General features: G+C 40.3%; 18 protein-coding genes, 1 pseudogene and 1 other annotated feature. All 19 genes and pseudogenes read right to left on the bottom strand.

All coding sequences use genetic code 11. From position 1 onward, the window contains the following. Nucleotides 1–110 precede the first annotated feature (110 nt). A complete protein-coding gene (locus tag SporoP32a_RS14715; protein ID WP_085428582.1) occupies nt 111–1,016 on the bottom strand; it encodes an RluA family pseudouridine synthase in 906 nt (301 codons plus the stop codon). Then, entirely contained in the window at nt 1,016–1,498 is a 483-nt protein-coding gene (gene lspA / locus SporoP32a_RS14710) for a signal peptidase II (protein WP_085428581.1), read from the bottom strand. The genes SporoP32a_RS14715 and lspA overlap by 1 nt, the downstream gene beginning before the upstream one ends. A gap of 139 nt (nt 1,499–1,637) precedes the next feature. Further along, on the bottom strand, nt 1,638–4,397 hold the full coding sequence (gene ileS, locus SporoP32a_RS14705; RefSeq protein WP_085428580.1) for an isoleucine--tRNA ligase: 2,760 nt from the start codon (nt 4,395–4,397) through the stop codon (nt 1,638–1,640). A 348-nt stretch (nt 4,398–4,745) separates the two neighbouring features. Further along, nucleotides 4,746–4,966 (bottom strand) — a binding site (T-box leader). Nucleotides 4,967–5,008: 42 nt separating this feature from the next. Continuing rightward, nucleotides 5,009–5,575 carry a DivIVA domain-containing protein gene (locus tag SporoP32a_RS14695; RefSeq protein WP_085428578.1) on the bottom strand — a complete coding sequence of 189 codons (567 nt, stop codon included), beginning with the start codon at nt 5,573–5,575 and terminating at the stop codon, nt 5,009–5,011. Between the two features lie 99 nt (nt 5,576–5,674). Then, nucleotides 5,675–6,451 carry a YlmH family RNA-binding protein gene (locus SporoP32a_RS14690; protein WP_085428577.1) on the bottom strand — a complete coding sequence of 259 codons (777 nt, stop codon included), beginning with the start codon at nt 6,449–6,451 and terminating at the stop codon, nt 5,675–5,677. 69 nt (nt 6,452–6,520) lie between these two features. Continuing rightward, nucleotides 6,521–6,811, bottom strand: coding sequence for a YggT family protein (locus tag SporoP32a_RS14685; protein ID WP_085428576.1), 291 nt, complete (start codon nt 6,809–6,811; stop codon nt 6,521–6,523). A gap of 65 nt (nt 6,812–6,876) precedes the next feature. After that, nucleotides 6,877–7,380: a cell division protein SepF gene (locus SporoP32a_RS14680; protein ID WP_085428575.1), complete on the bottom strand. Its 504-nt coding sequence runs from the start codon at nt 7,378–7,380 to the stop codon at nt 6,877–6,879. Then, nucleotides 7,377–8,068, bottom strand: a pseudogene (locus SporoP32a_RS14675) (YggS family pyridoxal phosphate-dependent enzyme). The gene SporoP32a_RS14680 and the pseudogene SporoP32a_RS14675 overlap by 4 nt, the downstream one beginning before the upstream one ends. A 66-nt stretch (nt 8,069–8,134) precedes the next feature. Then, nucleotides 8,135–8,380, bottom strand: coding sequence for a PRC-barrel domain-containing protein (locus SporoP32a_RS14670; protein WP_158232594.1), 246 nt, complete (start codon nt 8,378–8,380; stop codon nt 8,135–8,137). 238 nt (nt 8,381–8,618) lie between these two features. Further along, entirely contained in the window at nt 8,619–9,404 is a 786-nt protein-coding gene (gene sigG / locus SporoP32a_RS14665) for an RNA polymerase sporulation sigma factor SigG (RefSeq protein ID WP_085428573.1), read from the bottom strand. 104 nt (nt 9,405–9,508) lie between these two features. Next, nucleotides 9,509–10,219, bottom strand: a complete 711-nt coding sequence (sigE, locus tag SporoP32a_RS14660; protein ID WP_085428572.1) for an RNA polymerase sporulation sigma factor SigE — start codon at nt 10,217–10,219, stop codon at nt 9,509–9,511. Next, nucleotides 10,213–11,061: a sigma-E processing peptidase SpoIIGA gene (locus SporoP32a_RS14655; RefSeq protein WP_085428571.1), complete on the bottom strand. Its 849-nt coding sequence runs from the start codon at nt 11,059–11,061 to the stop codon at nt 10,213–10,215. The genes sigE and SporoP32a_RS14655 overlap by 7 nt, the downstream gene beginning before the upstream one ends. A 179-nt stretch (nt 11,062–11,240) precedes the next feature. Next, entirely contained in the window at nt 11,241–12,413 is a 1,173-nt protein-coding gene (gene ftsZ / locus SporoP32a_RS14650) for a cell division protein FtsZ (protein WP_085428570.1), read from the bottom strand. 49 nt (nt 12,414–12,462) lie between these two features. Next, nucleotides 12,463–13,749, bottom strand: coding sequence for a cell division protein FtsA (gene ftsA / locus SporoP32a_RS14645; RefSeq protein ID WP_085428569.1), 1,287 nt, complete (start codon nt 13,747–13,749; stop codon nt 12,463–12,465). Nucleotides 13,750–13,849: 100 nt separating this feature from the next. Next, nucleotides 13,850–14,215, bottom strand: a complete 366-nt coding sequence (locus SporoP32a_RS14640; RefSeq protein WP_085428568.1) for a small basic family protein — start codon at nt 14,213–14,215, stop codon at nt 13,850–13,852. Between the two features lie 7 nt (nt 14,216–14,222). Continuing rightward, on the bottom strand, nt 14,223–14,861 hold the full coding sequence (locus SporoP32a_RS14635; RefSeq protein WP_143560792.1) for a DUF881 domain-containing protein: 639 nt from the start codon (nt 14,859–14,861) through the stop codon (nt 14,223–14,225). A gap of 97 nt (nt 14,862–14,958) precedes the next feature. Then, the gene (locus tag SporoP32a_RS14630) at nt 14,959–15,684 is read right to left on the bottom strand and encodes a DUF881 domain-containing protein (protein ID WP_232319549.1); all 726 of its coding nucleotides are present in this window, start codon (nt 15,682–15,684) and stop codon (nt 14,959–14,961) included. Continuing rightward, the gene (locus SporoP32a_RS14625) at nt 15,659–16,519 is read right to left on the bottom strand and encodes a cell division protein FtsQ/DivIB (RefSeq protein WP_158232593.1); all 861 of its coding nucleotides are present in this window, start codon (nt 16,517–16,519) and stop codon (nt 15,659–15,661) included. The genes SporoP32a_RS14630 and SporoP32a_RS14625 overlap by 26 nt, the downstream gene beginning before the upstream one ends. Nucleotides 16,520–16,533: 14 nt before the next feature. Further along, a complete protein-coding gene (ftsW, locus tag SporoP32a_RS14620) occupies nt 16,534–17,586 on the bottom strand; it encodes a putative lipid II flippase FtsW (RefSeq protein WP_335696112.1) in 1,053 nt (350 codons plus the stop codon). Between the last annotated feature and the right edge of the window lie 45 nt (nt 17,587–17,631).

The raw sequence follows: 17,631 nt of genomic DNA, 5'->3' as shown, positions 1-17,631 counted from the left end.
TCATGTAATTCCGTGCAACCTTCCCAGCCTCACAGGACTGACATTAAAGGTATCGCTATTCAATTGCTTAATAGAGTATACATCTCACCACTAGCGTTTGTCAACGACTATCAAGGACGTAATTCATTGAGTAATTGTTTATAATTTTCAGGCAATGGAGCGGTGAATTCCATATATTCACCCGTTTCGGGATGATCAAATCCTACCGTTCCAGCATGGAGTACTTGTCCTCCAAAATCGATTGTTTTTCTTTGGCCATATTTCGGATCTCCTACAAGTGGATAGCCGATATATTTCATATGCACGCGGATTTGATGAGTTCTTCCTGTTTCCAAACGGCATTCAACCAATGTATAGTCTCCAAAACGTTCAAGAACCTTAAAATGTGTAACAGCATGTTTTCCATCATCCACAACGGCCATTCTTTGACGATCTCGTTTATCTCGTCCAATTGGTGCATCGATCGTACCGTTATCATGTGGAATATGTCCGTGAACTAATGCTGTATAAACACGATTTACTGATTTATCCACTAGCTGATTCACTAATGAAACATGCGCTTTATCATTTTTAGCTACCATCAATAACCCTGAAGTATCTTTATCGATACGGTGCACGATACCCGGTCTCATAATACCGTTAATACCTGACAAGTCTTTCACTTGGTACATCAACCCGTTAACTAATGTCCCACTTACATGGCCAGCTGATGGATGGACAACCATCCCAACTGGTTTGTTGACAACCAACACGTCTTGATCTTCATAGACGATTTCTAGGTTTAAGTTTTCTGCTTCTACATCATATTCTTCCACGTCTGGTTGCTCTAAAGCGATTTTATCATCTGTTTTGACCTTATAGTTTGGTTTAACTGAACTATCATTTACTTTAACATGCTCATCTTTCACCCATTGCTGGATTTGCGTACGTGACCAGTCTGGCTGAAGAGTCGCCAATGCTTTATCTATTCTATTACCTGTAAGTTCTTCTGTTATTACATATTCAAATTTTTCCATTACGACACCTTTTTCTTTTTCTTTTTCTTTTTCTCATCAAGTAGCACATGTAACAAAATCAGTATGACAGCAATTGTCAGTGCAGCATCCGCCACATTAAATATCGGAAAATCATAGTTAATCACAGGAATCAGGACGCTAATAAAATCTACTACTTCTCCCCTTACTAGTCGATCGATGAAGTTGCCGATCGCACCGCCGAGCAATAGCATCAGACTCACACCTAGTAGTCGATCCTTTTTACCTTCTGTATGGAAGAAATAAATTATAGCCACCACTACTACAATAGTTACAATGAAAAACAGCCACATTTTCCCTTCTAGCATTCCCCACGCAGCGCCACGGTTACGGTGGGACAGCAATGCGATATAAGGATCCAGAACAGATATATGTTCACCTAGTTCCATATTTTTTACGATTAGCCACTTCGTCAGCTGATCCAAGCCGATAACCAGTACAGCAATAGCATAATAAACGATCACTTCATTACCCTCCGTCCAGCTAATTTCTTCTTTAGTTTACCACAAATTTTGTCTTGCAATATGATTGTCGGTCCTACTGTGTAAAAAAAAGCCATCATCATCCACGAATGAATGATGATGGCTGAGACATCAAGATTGCTTACGCATAGTTTTCTTTCACAACAGTTGCGCATCGTGTACATAGTGTCGGATGGTCAGTGTCTTCTCCAACTGTCTTGGAGATAGTCCAGCATCGTTCACATTTTTCACCTTCTGCAGGTTCAACCAAGACCGTTGCGTGATCTAGTTTCATTGCATTTGGCAGTTCTGCATTTGTACTTTCTTCAAATGCGGATACGATAAAGAATTGCGCAAAATCAATATCCTCTGCTTGCAGAATTCCACGTTGATCTTCAGGCAATACAACTGTCACTTTAGCTTCCAAAGATTTACCGATTACTTTCGCGTTACGGGCTTCTTCTAGTGCCTTCAAGACATCATCACGGATATCCATCAAGTCATCAAAGCGCTCACGTAGCTTGTCCGCTTCTTCGCCTTTATGATCCGCTTTCGGCATATCCGTCAATTGGACACTGTCTTCTTCAACATGCTGAATATATTTCCACATTTCATCTGCTGTGTGTGGCAAGATCGGTGTGATGAGCTTGACTAGTGTAATCAATGTATCATGCATCACCGACTGCATTGCACGTCGATCTGGATGATTCGCAGCTTCAATATAGACTACATCTTTCGCAATATCCAAGTAGAGCGAGCTGAGCACGCCTGTACAGAAATTATTGATTGCGTGGTAGACGGTAGGGAACGCATACTGCTCGTAAGCTGTAAGCACTTCCTCAGTCAAATCTTGCAACTTCACATAGACATACTGATCAACTGCACGCATATCATCAAATGCTACGCGATCTGTAGCTGGATTAAAGTCGGCTACGTTACCATGCAAGAAACGGATCGTATTACGGATCTTACGGTAAACTTCTGAAACTTGCTTAAAGTTCGAATCAGATACACGAACATCAGCTGTATAATCTACAGATGATACCCATAGACGCACGATGTCTGCGCCAAGTTGATTGATGACTTTTGAAGGGACGATTACATTCCCTAGAGATTTACTCATCTTACGACCATTTTTGTCCAATGTGAAACCATGGCTCAAGATACCTTTATACGGTGCAATACCATTGATCGCTACGCTAGTTGTCAATGATGAGTTAAACCAACCGCGGTATTGATCCGAACCTTCAAGGTATAAATCTGCCGGATAACGAAGATCATCACGCTCATCAAGTACACCTTGATGTGTTGTTCCTGAGTCGAACCAGACATCCATAATGTCCGTTTCTTTCGTGAACTCGCCATTCGGACTTCCTTCGTGGGTGTAGCCTTCTGGCAATAGTTCTTTTGCAGAACGCTCGAACCAAATATTCGATCCGTTCTCACGGAATAAACCTGCTACATGACTGACCGTTTCGTCTGTCAGAATTACTTCTCCATTTTCCGCATAAAATACTGGAATCGGAACACCCCATACACGCTGACGAGAAATACACCAGTCTCCACGGTCACGGACCATATTGAATAAACGTGTTTCACCCCAAGATGGCGTGAATGTAGTAGTACGGATCGCTTCGAGTAAATCACTTCTGAACGATTCAATAGAAGCGAACCATTGTGAAGTCGCACGGTAGATGACCGGCTTCTTCGTACGCCAATCATGCGGATACGAGTGAGTGAAAAATGACAACTTTTGAAGTGCGCCGACTTCTTCCAACTTTTCAGTTACGGCTTTATTCGCATCCTCATAGAACATACCAGCGAAAAATGGTGCTTCTTCCGTCATGACACCGCGGTCATCAATTGGAGATAATGCATCGATTCCGTATTGCTTACTCACGTAGAAGTCGTCTTCACCATGACCTGGTGCTGTATGAACACAGCCTGTACCAGCATCTGCTGTAACATGCTCACCTAGCATAACTAATGAATCACGATCATAGAATGGATGTCTGGCAACAATCCGGTCAAGGTCTGAACCTTGAACTTCTTTTTCGATCGAGTACTCTTCCCATTCCAGTTCTTTCGCCAAATACTCCACTAAATCTTTTGCTACTACAAATTTCTCATTCTGCACTTTTACTACTGCATACGTAAATTTAGGATGAACGGAAATTCCTAAGTTTGCAGGAATTGTCCATGGTGTCGTTGTCCAGATCAGGAACTTCACATCTTCATCTAGTACACCTTTTCCATCTTGGATCGGGAAGCTTACATAAATAGACGCAGACTTTTTATCTTGATATTCAATTTCTGCTTCCGCCAATGCCGTTTCACTTGAAGGTGACCAGTAAACAGGCTTTAATCCTTTATAGATATATCCTTTTTTAGCCATTTCACCGAATACTTGAATTTGACGAGATTCAAATTCAGGCTTCAGCGTGATATATGGATTGTCCCAATCTCCGCGAACACCGAGACGCTTAAATTGCGTACGCTGATTGTCGATTTGTTGAAGTGCATACTCCTCACACATTTTGCGGAATTCAGCCGTGCTCATTTTCTTGCGATCGACTTTTTTATTTACAAGTGCTTGCTCAATTGGCAAACCATGTGTATCCCATCCCGGTACATACGGAGCGCGGAAGCCAGACATTGATTTATAACGAATGATAAAATCTTTTAGTACTTTGTTAAGTGCGTGGCCCATGTGTAAGTCACCGTTCGCATAGGGAGGTCCATCATGCAATATGAAGGACGGACGATCTGCAGTACGTTCCTGCACTTGCTGATAGATATTCTTTTCATTCCATTCTTCCTGCATTTTCGGCTCATTATTTGGCAGATTGCCACGCATAGGGAAATCGGTTTTCGGCATAAGCAATGTATCTTTATATTCCATTATAATTCCTCCTTAAAATATGTGTGAATCATTTTTTTGATTGGTATGAACGTTTTTCGAGCCTAAACGGCGCTTTCCACTTTTGATTTCGGCTAGCTGCAAGCGCCAGGCTCTCGGGACGTTTCAGACCATCCAGAAAGGCAAAGAACGCCTTTTTGGATGGTCTTCCAACGCCTGTCGAGCCTAAACGGCGCTTTCCACTTTGGATTTCGGCTAGTTGCAAGCGCCAGGCTCTCGGGTCGTTTCAGATCATCCAGAAAGGCAAAGAACGCCTTTTTGGATGGTCTTCCAACGCCTGTCGAGCCTAAACGGCGCTTTCCACTTTTGAATATAAAAAACCCCATCCCAAAAAGGGACGAGGTTCATTCTCGCGGTACCACCCTACTTGCAATTGCATAAAGCAATTGCCGCTTAGACACTAATAACGGCAGTGTGATACCGAGAACCCAGATCTATATAAAGGTTCTAGCTCAGGAGTGATTTTCGTTTCTAATGTACCACCGGGCTTACACCGCCCCCGGCTCGCTATGGGTATAATTAGAAAGTACTCTTTCCGTCAACGCTTCTTCATTTTAATTTACATTTCATTATAAAAATGTGTTCGGAAGTTGTCAAGCTTCTTCCGTCTTCTTAACTAGTTCTTCGCCTAGACTGTCTACATTTGGAAGATCTAGCTCTTGCTCTGCTACACTTTCTACGCTCGTTGTATCCAATTCATACTTCAACAAGTCGTCCCAGTCTTCCGTATTGATCATATCAAGCTGCGCTTCTACCATCATTTTGAAGCGGCTTTTGAATACTTTTGACTGTTTCTTCAACACTTCCACTTCGAGTGCAATTTTTCTTGCTTGCGCGAGTGCGTCATTCACAAGACGATCTGCATTTTTTTCGGCTTCAGAGATAATTAATTTTGATTCTTGAATCGCATTTTTTCGTACATCTTCTGCAGCCTCTTGTGCAATCAAAATAGATTTCTGCATTGTTTCTTCAATTAAATTAAAATGAGTAATCTTTACCTCATTATCAGAAACCGTTTTTTCAAGATCTTCATTTTTCTTTAAGACGTTTTCATAGTCTTTCATAAGTTGTTCTAAAAACCCATTAACTTCATCTTCATCATAGCCACGAAATTTCGTATTAAACGTTTTGTTATGTATATCCGTAGGGGTTAAAGCCATAATACGCTTTCTCCTTTCAGTATGCTTACATAGTTTACAATGTGATTGTGTTTACTACTTGATTAAACACTACTTTTCTTAATTTATCAAGGATTCTCTCTATACTAGCGATCCAATCATTACACGGATTTTGTCTTTTTTCGTGCGTCCTTCGATACTCATGATTCTAAACCGTCCATATCCTCTAATTGAAAGAACATCGTATTCTTCTATTTCAAATGCCTGTTGATCAATCATAGCCCAATTTACTTTTACTTTTTCTCCTTTAATTAAAGAGGAAGCTTTGGCTCTTGAACTGTTCGTTAATGCGGCTACGACAGTATCTAGACGCAATGAGCTTATAATATATAGATCTTCTGTCCATTCTTCTTTTATATCAATAAAATCTTCAGCATTTAGTACCGGCTCTACGGATACTTTCACTTTACCAACTTGTGTGAAATTGACATGAATATACTCTGAGACTTCTTGTGCAACTGCGAATTGGACCGCTTCTTCTGTTAGTTGAATATCACCAAATCGGGAACGTTCAATACCTATAGACATTAGGGATCCGAGCAATTGAGAATGTTTCATTGTAACAAATTTTTGTGGGTAGTTCACTTGATAAATACTGATTTGAAAATCATCTTTAGTCGGCATATAGTAATCTGGATAAATGAGTACTCTCTGGCGCTCTGCATCTAAAAAACCACCGTCAGCTGTCAGTGTAAGATCTGAGTTCCTGACGATCGACTCAGTAATAAAGCGCTGTCGAGGATCTAGAAATTCTGTTAACTTGGGTGCGTATGTGTCTTCTACTTCCTTCACCCAACTATTTACTTTCTCAATAAAAGGTTGTTCATCTTTACGAAAATGTTGAAATATCGAATCCATTTTATTTCTTCTCCTTATATAAAAAAATCCTCACCTTGTGAGGATTTCCATTTTCAATTAAGGTTATACTTAATATACCAATGCTTGGAAGATCATTAAGTAGATTTGGCCGATTCCTCTACTGATTAATTGTAATGCCAACAGTGCGACAATCGGTGAAAAATCAATCATTCCGAATGGTGGAATGAATTTACGGAAAAATCCTAAATACGGTTCCGCTATTTTCCCTATAAGTTTACCGAATTTTGTTTCTCTAGTGGAGGGAACCCATGACATCAAGATATAAATGACTAACAGGATTGAAAATAATTGTAACGCTCCAGAGATCAAAAGATATGAATTATTTAATAATGCGATCATAATAACATGTACACCTCATTCAAATTGTTCAACCTTCATTTAATGAAAGTCCTAAGTTGTGTAGCCTATCGATCTTGTTGCTCTGATAGAAATTCTGTGATTTTACCGGCTACTTCTACGTTGTCAGGTGCACACAGAAAAATATCTGCGCCAATCCGCTGAATATCGCCACCGAGTGCATATACTGTCCCACTCAAGAAATCAATGATACGAAACCCTTGATCTCGTTCTATCTGTTGCAAGTTAACTACGACGGAACGACGATTCTTTAAATGTTCTGCAATGTCTTCTACTTCTGCATAAGAACGTGGTTCGAGCAAAATAACTTTTGATGATTTTTGAAGACTTTGTAAGCTAATCACTGGAGCTTGAGCAGGCGAAGACTGTTGTTGTCCACTTTGAAGACGGCTATTGACAGCTCTTTTCTTACCTCCAAGTTTCTTCATCTCTTTGCGAGCAATAGCCTGTTCACTTTTTGAAGGCTTGCTTTGAGCTTTAGGTTGAGGTTGTTGAACTAAGTCTTCTTCTTGTACCCAAAACATTTTTTCTAATCGTTTTTTGAGGCTCATTCAGTTTCCTCGCTTTCTGATCCGGCCAATGCAGTGCCGATGCGTATATGGGTTGCACCTTCTTCTATTGCGATTGTAAAGTCATTGGACATCCCCATAGACAGCTTTGTACAGGGAGCGTAGGAGTACTTTTTCGCTGCAATTCGGTCACGCAGTTCACGTAAAGAACGGAATGTATTGCGAATTATGGATTCATCTTCCGTATTTTGCGCCATCGTCATGAGTCCAATAACATGAACATTCTCATAAGTTGCTAATTGCTCAAAAAATTCATCTACTTCATCAGGAGTAATACCCGATTTAGATTCTTCACCCGAAACATTGACTTGTACAAACAATTCAACGGCTGACTTGCCCGCTTATTCACTTCTTTCGCAAGACTCATACGGTCTAGCGAATGAAGACAGTCAATTGTATGGACTAATTCTTTTACTTTTCGTGTCTGTAAGTTACCAATGAAATGCCAATGTACCGAATCCTTAATCGCTTCTTGCTTTTCAAGCAAGCCTTCAAGACGATTTTCTCCTAAGTCCTGTATACCAACATCCAAAAGAGACTGTGCCCGAGCTGAAGAAACTTGCTTCGTGACAGCTATCAACGTGATGTCTTCAACTGAACGATTTGACGTTTCACATGCTTCATTTATTTGTTTTTGTATAGTTGCTAGTCGTTGTTCTACTTGTTCCATATTATCACTACTTTTCATCATCTTTATTTCATTGTATCAATTAGAGCACTATATATCAACGATAAGTCACTTATTAAGCTGTTTATTATCTATCAAGATAATATCTTTTCCAATCGTCATGACATCTTTATAATCGATTTTCTGCACACCTTTTGACTTGCTATCCGTGAAGAATGAGCGTTCAAGTTCCCCAATGTGAAGTTGTGCTATTTCACCTTTTTCGATGTCTATTGTGGCGTCTTGAACAAAACCGAGGAATGATCCTTTTTTTAATTCAATCACTTCTTTTTTCTGCAAGCTGGAAAAACGCATAGTTTCCCCTCCTTCTTTCATACTATGCATAGTGAGTTTTAATGAGAACGTGAAAAACTGCTTCTCAAATCAGGAAGTGTATAGAGAACTAAGACATTGGATAGTGGTTTGGGATCTCCGTTGCAGAAATGGACGCTTTCCACGGGGCATGATTTTGGGCGCTTCGCTATCCAAAAACAAAAACTGCCCTAACCACACTTAAGTGGCAAGGACAGTCTCTGTATATTAATAGCTATTACTATTTCTTCTGCTCAATTCCAAGCCGAATCTGCTCCATCGCATGCTTTTCAATTCTAGAAATTTGCGCTTGCGATATTCCAAGTTCCTTGGCAATTTCAGTTTGCGTCTGACCGAGGTAAAATCGTTTGGAGACGATAAGCTGTTGACGTTCATCTAAATCGCCCATTTTATCTTTTATGGACACATAGTTCATCCAGCGGTCTTCAGACACTCTCTGATCATGCAGCTGATCCATCATATAAATCGGATCGCCGCCATCACTGTTCATCGGCTCATGCAACGACATGGGATCTTGTATAGCATCTAAAGCAAAGAGTATATCTTCTTCCGGTATTCCCGTAATCTTCTCCAGATCAGAGATTCTTGGTTCGTGTTGATGCTCGTTGACATATTGTTCTTTTGCCCTAATGGCTTTATAAGCTATATCACGTAACGATCTGGATACACGGACAGCATGATGATCACGAAGATGCCGTTTAATTTCTCCAATAATCATCGGCACGGCATAGGTGGAAAACCTGACATTATGTTTTAAATCAAAATTGTCTATGGCTTTCAACAACCCAATACAACCAACTTGGAATAAATCATCAGCCTGTTCTCCACGATAGTTAAAGCGTTGAACTAGGCTGAGTACTAGACGCAAATTCGCAAACACCAATTCATCTCTGGCAAATTCGTCACCGCTTTGCAAACGAATGAATGTTTCTTTCATCACAGTTGGCGTCAATAATGGCAGCTCGGACGTATTGATTCCACAAATTTCTACTCTTGTACGTACCATTGGCTTTTCCTCCGCATTCTATAGGTGAGTGTACAGAGTAGTCTGTCCTCAACTCTTTAGAATATGCGAATTCAGGAATCGCCAATTTCTGCCGATAAGTCCATTTAGGAAATTGGTTGATTTAGTCGATCACGGAGTTCGGAAATGATTTTCTTTTCCAATCTCGATATATAGGATTGTGAAATGCCTAGTAGATCCGCTACTTCTTTTTGTGTCATTTCGTTTGTACCCATCAAGCCGAATCGCTGTTCCATAATGTAACGTTCTCTTTCATCTAAAATGGAAATGGCATCAATCATATATTGACGCTCCAACTTTTTCTCTACATCGTCTGTAATAATATCTTCATCTGTACCTAAAATATCTGATAGTAGCAACTCATTGCCATCTGCATCTGAATTTAAAGGTTCATCAAATGAAATCTCTGAGCGAATACGATTAGTTTTACGCAAGTGCATTAAAATTTCATTTTCAATGCAACGTGAAGCGTATGTTGCAAGCTTAATATTCTTATCCGCTTTAAATGTTTCGATTGCTTTAATCAATCCGATCGTCCCTATGCTGATAAGATCTTCAATATTCGTATTGGTATTATCAAAACGTCTTGCGATATAGACGACTAGACGTAAATTCTTTTCAATTAATGTGTCACGTGCAGCAGGATCTCCATTCATTAATGCTGCAATGGTTTTTGCTTCTTGTTCTTTATTGAGGGGTTTTGGAAGAGATTCATGACCCCCGATATAAAATATGCCACCTTTTCGTCTGAAGAATCCTGCAATATATGAAACCCACTTTTTTACTTCTATCAACATGTAGCTGTTCTCCCTTCTTCTTTTAGTACATCCATTGCGCTCACTTGCAAAATAGCTGCAGCACCTTGTGGATATTTACGCTGTTCTTTCGTCAAGACAATATATCCAGTAGGTAATAACTCTCCATCGAGAAGCCAACTATCATACTTGATTCCTACAGCCCACGAAGCACCTTGAACAGTTTGCAATCGTATCAATCGAAGACTTCTTTGATAAGGGGCGGGGAAACAGGCCAAGTCTGGAGATTCTGCAGGATTCCAGGACTCCAGTGCTATAGCAAAATCTACGGGTAGTTGTTCTTTAACTGCCCGATAGCCAATAAAATGTACAGGATCCCCTGATAACGGTTCTACGCAATGATTACCCGTATCGATGAATACTTTAAGTGGAATGGATTGTCCCCATAACATCAATTCCGAATCGAGCGTAAAGCTCATTAACTTATTCATCATGCGTGTGTCAATCCATTTATGCTTCACAATATACAAAGATAGATAAGTGAGGCCAATGGCTACGAATAAAAAGCTCTGATTTGCGCTGATACTGATTTGTGCATAGATGAGTGTCAGCAATCCTCCTGCAAAAAATGTTGCAATTAATACAGCAAGGATAGAACTTTTCCAACTACCAAATGTTTGTCCAAATGCAATATACGTCATTCCTAAGAAAGTGAAGATCATCGCTGGCACAGAATACGGGAACAATGTAACAAAGAAGGCACCGATAAATGCTGCGCTCCATAACCTCCTTCTGCTCGTGTGATGATTTCCAACTTTATTAGTAAATGATAGGATGGCGTAGTTAAAGAGCATGTTGATCCCTATCATCAGTTCACCATACATATGCCGGCCTCCTTACAAACAGATTATCATGGCTGTAATGAAAAACCTGTCAGGCTTTGGATGCTTTAAGATAAAAGCTTCGACATATTTTTAAATATGACGGAACGAGCGATTATTATGAAAGCAAAAAAGCTCCCCACTTGAGAATTTCTTCTCAAGTGGGGAGCTCGTTCTATTTATTATTTACGACGCGTACGATTACGTAAGAACGTTGGAATATCCAGTTGTTCATCGTGCTGATGCTGATTAGCTTGTGGCTGTCTCGGCTCAGATTGTTGCTCGTAACGTGGTTGCTCTTCATATCTGCTTTGTTGTGTTGGTGGCTGCTGTTGTACAGGACGTTGTGGACGAATGCCCCCTGTTACACCAGGACCTCTTTGTCTTGAAGGAGCTAGTTGTTCTTCGTTAAATCCTGTAGCGATAACCGTTACGATGATTTCATCTTTCAAGTCGTCGTTGATCACAGAACCGAAGATCATATTGACGTTTTCGTCTGATGCAGTTGCAACAATATCCGCTGCTTCCTGTACTTCAAACAAGCTTAAGTTCGAACCGCCTGTAATATTCATCAAGACACCTTTTGCTCCATCAATTGATGTTTCAAGCAATGGACTAGAAATCGCTTTTTTCGCAGCTTCTGCAGCACGATTTTCACCAGTGGACATACCGATACCCATCAATGCAGAACCTTTGTTGTACATGATTGTTTTCACGTCAGCAAAGTCGAGGTTAATCAATCCAGGTACTGCGATCAAATCAGAGATACCTTGGACACCTTGGCGCAATACATTGTCAGCTTCTCTAAATGCTTCAAGCATTGGCGTGTTTTTGTCTACAATCTCAAGCAGTTTATCATTTGGAATAACGATTAGTGTATCAATTGCTTCTTTCATGCTTGCGATACCGCCAGCTGCTGAAGTAGATCTCTTTCTACCTTCGAATGTAAATGGACGTGTAACTACACCTACAGTCAATGCGCCAATATCTTTAGCGATTTGAGCAATAACTGGTGCTGCACCCGTACCTGTTCCGCCGCCCATTCCAGCTGTAACGAACACCATATCTGCTCCACGTAGTGCTTCTTCGATCTGTTCTTTACTTTCTTCAGCCGCTTTTTTGCCTACTTCAGGGTTAGCGCCTGCGCCTAGTCCTCTAGTAAGCTTCTCACCAATTTGTAGTTTGATTTCAGCTGATGATAATTGCAATGCTTGTGCATCTGTGTTTACCGCGATAAACTCTACGCCCTGCACCCCATGTTCGATCATACGATTGACCGCATTGTTTCCGCCGCCGCCTACTCCAATAACCTTAATTACTGCTAATGCATCTATGTTCGTCTCAAATTCAAGCATTGATTTTCCTCCTCTAAATTATCTGCAATTCCCCATCTAAAGCAATATATTACTCAAAGAAATTGTCGAATACTTTTTTAGCGCGTTTCATGAATCCTTGACTTTTTTCTTTTTTCGGTTTAACCGGTTTAGCTGAAGGTTCCGCGACTTCATATATGGAGTCTGGTGATTGAGGTGAACCAACTGGCTCTTCTTCATAACCAAAGAATACATCTTCCATGTACGCATAGCGAATCAAGCCAACCGCTGTGGAATACATCGGCTCACGGACACCAATATACTCTGGTGTGTATAATCTTGCTCTAGTTTTAAAGACATCACGAGCTAACTGTAAAATACCGTCCAATTTAGCTGTTCCGCCTGTGATGACGATACCACCAGGCAAATCACGGATACCTGTTGCATATAAATCTTCAAGAATCAATTCGAACAATTCTTCTAGACGTGAACCGATAACATCAGAGATATAACGCTGACTGTATTGATCTTTAGCATCTGAACCTACTACCGGCACTTCAAATAATTCTTCATCGGAAGCGTCATCATAATAGGCATGTCCATACTGATGCTTAATCATTCTTGCTTGTTCTGTAGGTGTTTTTAAGACAATGGATAAGTCTTTTGTAATATGATCCCCACCGACTGGTAATACAGACGTACTGATCAAACGATTTTCAGCAAATACCGATACCGTAGTTGACCCTCCGCCAATATCGATGAAGGCAGTTCCATGATACATTTCATCTTCAGATAATGCGAATGTACCTGCCGCCAATGGTTGCAAATAAATTTCACGAATCTGTAAACCCGCTTTTTCTACACAGCGTAAAATGTTATGTAGTTGAGTTTTGGACGTCGTAATCAACGTTGCGTCCATTTCCAATCTTACTCCCATCATACCACGGGGATCTGTTATTTCATCATAATCATCGACAATAAATTGCTTAGGCACTAAATTGACGAATTCTCTTTCAGGTGGAACATTCATTACTTGTGATGATTTCATAACTCTTTCCAAATCATCATCTGTAATTTCACGATTTTCAGAGTTTACTGCTACTACACCTTTAACGTTTTGGAACTGGACACCATTTGCAGGTATACCAAGAACCACCTCTTCAATTTTCAAGCCTGTCATTCGTTCAGCCTGCTCAATCGCTTTACGGATTGACTGGACAGTGGCATCAATATCAATAATTGTTCCTTTTCGAATTCCAGCAGATTGCACATTCCCCACGCCAATTACATGCAGGGCATTTTGATCCATCTCCCCAATTAAGACTTTAATTGTGGATGATCCTATATCAAGTGATACGTAATGATTTGATTTACTCAATTATTGACACCTCCTTAATGTAACTAGTAACTTCCATTCTATTGTATTATGACTGCTTTGTCTAAATATTTTCAACACCCTCTTCTAAAAACATTTAATATCACGCATTTGTATTGGGATTTTTGTTTCTTCCTGTCCATTTTGCAAGCAGGATTCTTCGGATGACCGCGATGTTTTGAAACAATCTCACACCAAACGCAAAGACCGCTGCCAAGTACAGATCTACACCAAGGTGCACACCGATAAAAGCAAGTGCTGCTGCTAAAAGAATATTGAAGAAAAATCCGCTGACGAATATTTTGTCGTCATACACTTGCTGAAGATAGGCTCTGATTCCACCAAATAGTGTATCAAATGCAGCGAGAATCGCAATAGTTAAATAGTTATTATATACTTGCGGGATCTGTATATCCGAGAGCAAACCTAGTGAAACGCCAAGGAGGAGCCCAAGTAAGGGTAGCCACATATTGTCATTACTCCTTTGTTTGTTCTTTTAAAAACCGATTTTCAAAACCACCCGTCCAGCCTTGTAAAGTAATGCGGTTCGCTGGTTCACTAATTGTTAAAACTAAGTCGTCTAAATAAAATTCATCCTGTATGGTAGTCGTCAATAATTGATTATACAATTTTTCACTGGCTTCCTTTGTAGGAGAAACGACTTTAATATCGAACGGTGGTGTGGAAACTACTTCCCCACTAACAGTCAGGTTACCGTTAATATCTCGGATCCAACTTAACGTGGTGAAGCGCTTTCCATCAATCTCCAACTCATTACCTTGTTGTTGATTAACCACATTAATAAACCAAGCCAGTAGTTCAGATGATACTGGCACTACTTCATAACCGAACGCAATACTTTCTGGGGATGGAGCAACCTCTATTACAAATCCTGGACCAGTGGTCGGCATGAATCCCGCTTGTTTGTACAGTTTGTCCAATGTGTCTTGTAGTACGCCAGTTGCATTTGCTTCAGGTGATGCATTGTATGAAGCAAGGGTCTGGTCAATTTCCCTAAGTTCTTCTAAAAGTTCAGAGTGTATTTTCTTTTCATTCGACAACTCTTTACGAATAGCCCATAAATCTCGTGTATCACGTGGAGATGTAGTATTCATTGAGTTATATTGTAAAGCTAATACAAATCCCACTATACCCAGAATCAATGTGAACTTCCAGTGTATTTTTTGCTTCACTCTACCCCCCCACAATCCATCATACTTCGTCACGAATCGCAGGCAGTTGAACTTCCTTCATGTCTTCTAATGTGACGACAATATTATCTCGCAACAATCCATCAATGACACTGCCCTTTAAATGCAGAGCTGGAGACAGCACTTTCGGGTCCCCTACTGCTTCTATAATAAAAGGTGCCGGAAACGTTCTACCATCAACCATAATAACAGGGCCTGTACATTTAATATACGAATTCGAATTAATTCGTTGCCCGTTTATAGTCATTCCTTGCGCACCTGCGATTTTCAATTCATTAATTACACGTAAGACATGACTTTCATGAACAATGTAATCATTGGGATTCTGTACTGAGGGATCATAATCCGCGTCTTCCAGTGTCACTTTAATCCCCGGACCTTTCGACGGAATATCACCTAGTAATAATCTTAAATCCCGCGCTTTTTCTACAAGAACTGCATGGTTTTTTTCTTTATCGGAGAAATCTTGTTCAAACGAATGCACTTCTTTTTGTTTCTCCAGCAATTCATTTGTCAATTCTTTGTTTCTTTCTTGCTGTTCAATTAGATCTGCACGGTATTGTTCTTCTTGCTGAAATAAATTGGTATGCTCCGGACTCAATACTTGTTGCTTACTGCCAATTGTTCGATAGGAAAATGCAAGCATGAAGCCCAGTACTAAAAAGACGATTGACAACACAAGTTGTTTGCCGCGCTTCTCTCTAGTTTTCTTCAGTTTCTTGCTCACTTTCTTCCTCCTTTTCAATTTCTACATCCACCGGTTTTCCTTTTGTTACGTCCGGCTTTCCGTCTAGTAGTGGGATTTCCACATCCACCGGTACTGGTTCTTTGTAGAAATCTGTATATGTTTTAAAGTACACGCCAATTTCAATATCAAGTACCCCTTTTTCTTCTTTAGGCAATTGCGCAATAATATCTGGGTAGTAGGACATTTTTTCAGCAAAACCTAAAATTACAGCATGAACTTCATATCCATCACTCATATATACGTCGACTTTGTCTTCCCCTTCATAACGAAGCTCCGAGAGAAGTTCAAAGACTGAACTATCCAGCTCTTGTAGTTGTTCAATCATTCGATCTGTCGCTTCGGGTTCGTTAAAACCAGAGAGTATCGGTGCGTGTGAGAGGATGTCAGGATCTGCTGTTACCAACCGTTCACCATTTTCTAATAGAAGATCATATTGAGATTGATTTTCTACATAGGCAATAGGTTCCCATTCCGTCACGTTGATGGAAACATCATTATAAAAATCTCTTTTAACGTTCGCATCTTTTACGCCAGGAATTTTCTCAATGTTTTTTTCTATATCTTTAGCACGGAAGCCCCATAGTGATTGTCCCTTGTACAACCCGCTTTGATCTATATACTCCTCGCTTTCGTGTAAAACAGTCTCATTAATAGATATTTTCGAAACATCACTTAATGAAGATTGGAAATACAACAAGGCAAGAAGAACAAGGACGAATATTACGACGAGCAGAAGAAAGCTCATATTAGCTCTTCTTCTGCGTTTTTTACGCATGGATGGAATTCGATCTTCAATATCTATTATTTTCTCCACATCCTGTTCTCCTTTCATCCTGCCCTTTTATTCGCAGAGTAATGTAGAATCGTTCCGATAGCCAGCCACGTAGTCAACAACGAGGACCCTCCATAACTAATGAAAGGCAATGTCACGCCTGTTACAGGCAGCAACCCGGAGACGACTCCCATATTTAAAAACGTTTGGAAAGTGATCATGGACACCATACCGGTGACAATTAAAAAAGAATTCCAGTTATTTAATCGAATTGCTATACCGAATGCAGAAGCGAATAACAAGATAAACAGCAACACGATAGATGCTGCACCGATAAACCCAATTTCTTCTGCAATAATGGAAAAGATAAAATCATTTTGAGGTTCAGGCAAGTACAAAAACTTTTGACGACTATTCCCGAAACCATGGCCGAATAAACCACCAGGGGCAATCGCGAATAACGATTGAATACTTTGAAACCCCGTACCGAGAGGATCGTTCCATGGATCAATATAGGATTTAATTCGATCCAGACGATAGGGTGCAGCTAGGATAAGTGCGATAAAAGCACCGAGACCTGAGACGAAAAGAAAGATAAAGAATGACAATGGATAGCCCGCTAAGAAAAGAATGACAAAAGCAGATACTATCATGATGACGGCAGAGCCAAGGTCAGGTTGCAACATGATCAACGTTGCGGGTAATAAAATCCAAGCGAAATGTTGCCATTGCCAAGACTTGTCTTTATGTTTCTTCATACCGCTTGCTAATTTTCCAAGCAAAGCTACCTTTACGAATTCTGCCGGTTGCAAACTGATTGGACCAAACGCGATCCAGCTTTGAGAACCGTTTCGCACAGCTCCAATACCCGGTATTAATACCGCAACCAACATGAGAATTGATCCAATATAACAATACGTCCAGAATTTAGGATGTGATGTCAACGGGCTTTTGACCAGCACATAAGCGACAGCCAAGGAAATAATCATATAGATGCCTTGCTTGACGATAAATGGAGAAGAATCTTGATAATGAACTTCTCCCCAATAAGATCCTGCCGATTGCACAAATACTAATCCAATCAGCGACAATAGTAAGGCGGTTGTCAAAAAGATTATTCGGTAGGTTCTCTCCAGCGTTCGCATCCTTCCTCA

The sequence above is a fragment of the Sporosarcina ureae genome, from assembly GCF_002109325.1.
GTDB lineage: Bacteria > Bacillota > Bacilli > Bacillales_A > Planococcaceae > Sporosarcina > Sporosarcina ureae_C.
The sequence above is the reverse complement of the archived record's forward strand: the minus strand, read 5'-3'. Positions and strand labels throughout refer to the sequence as shown.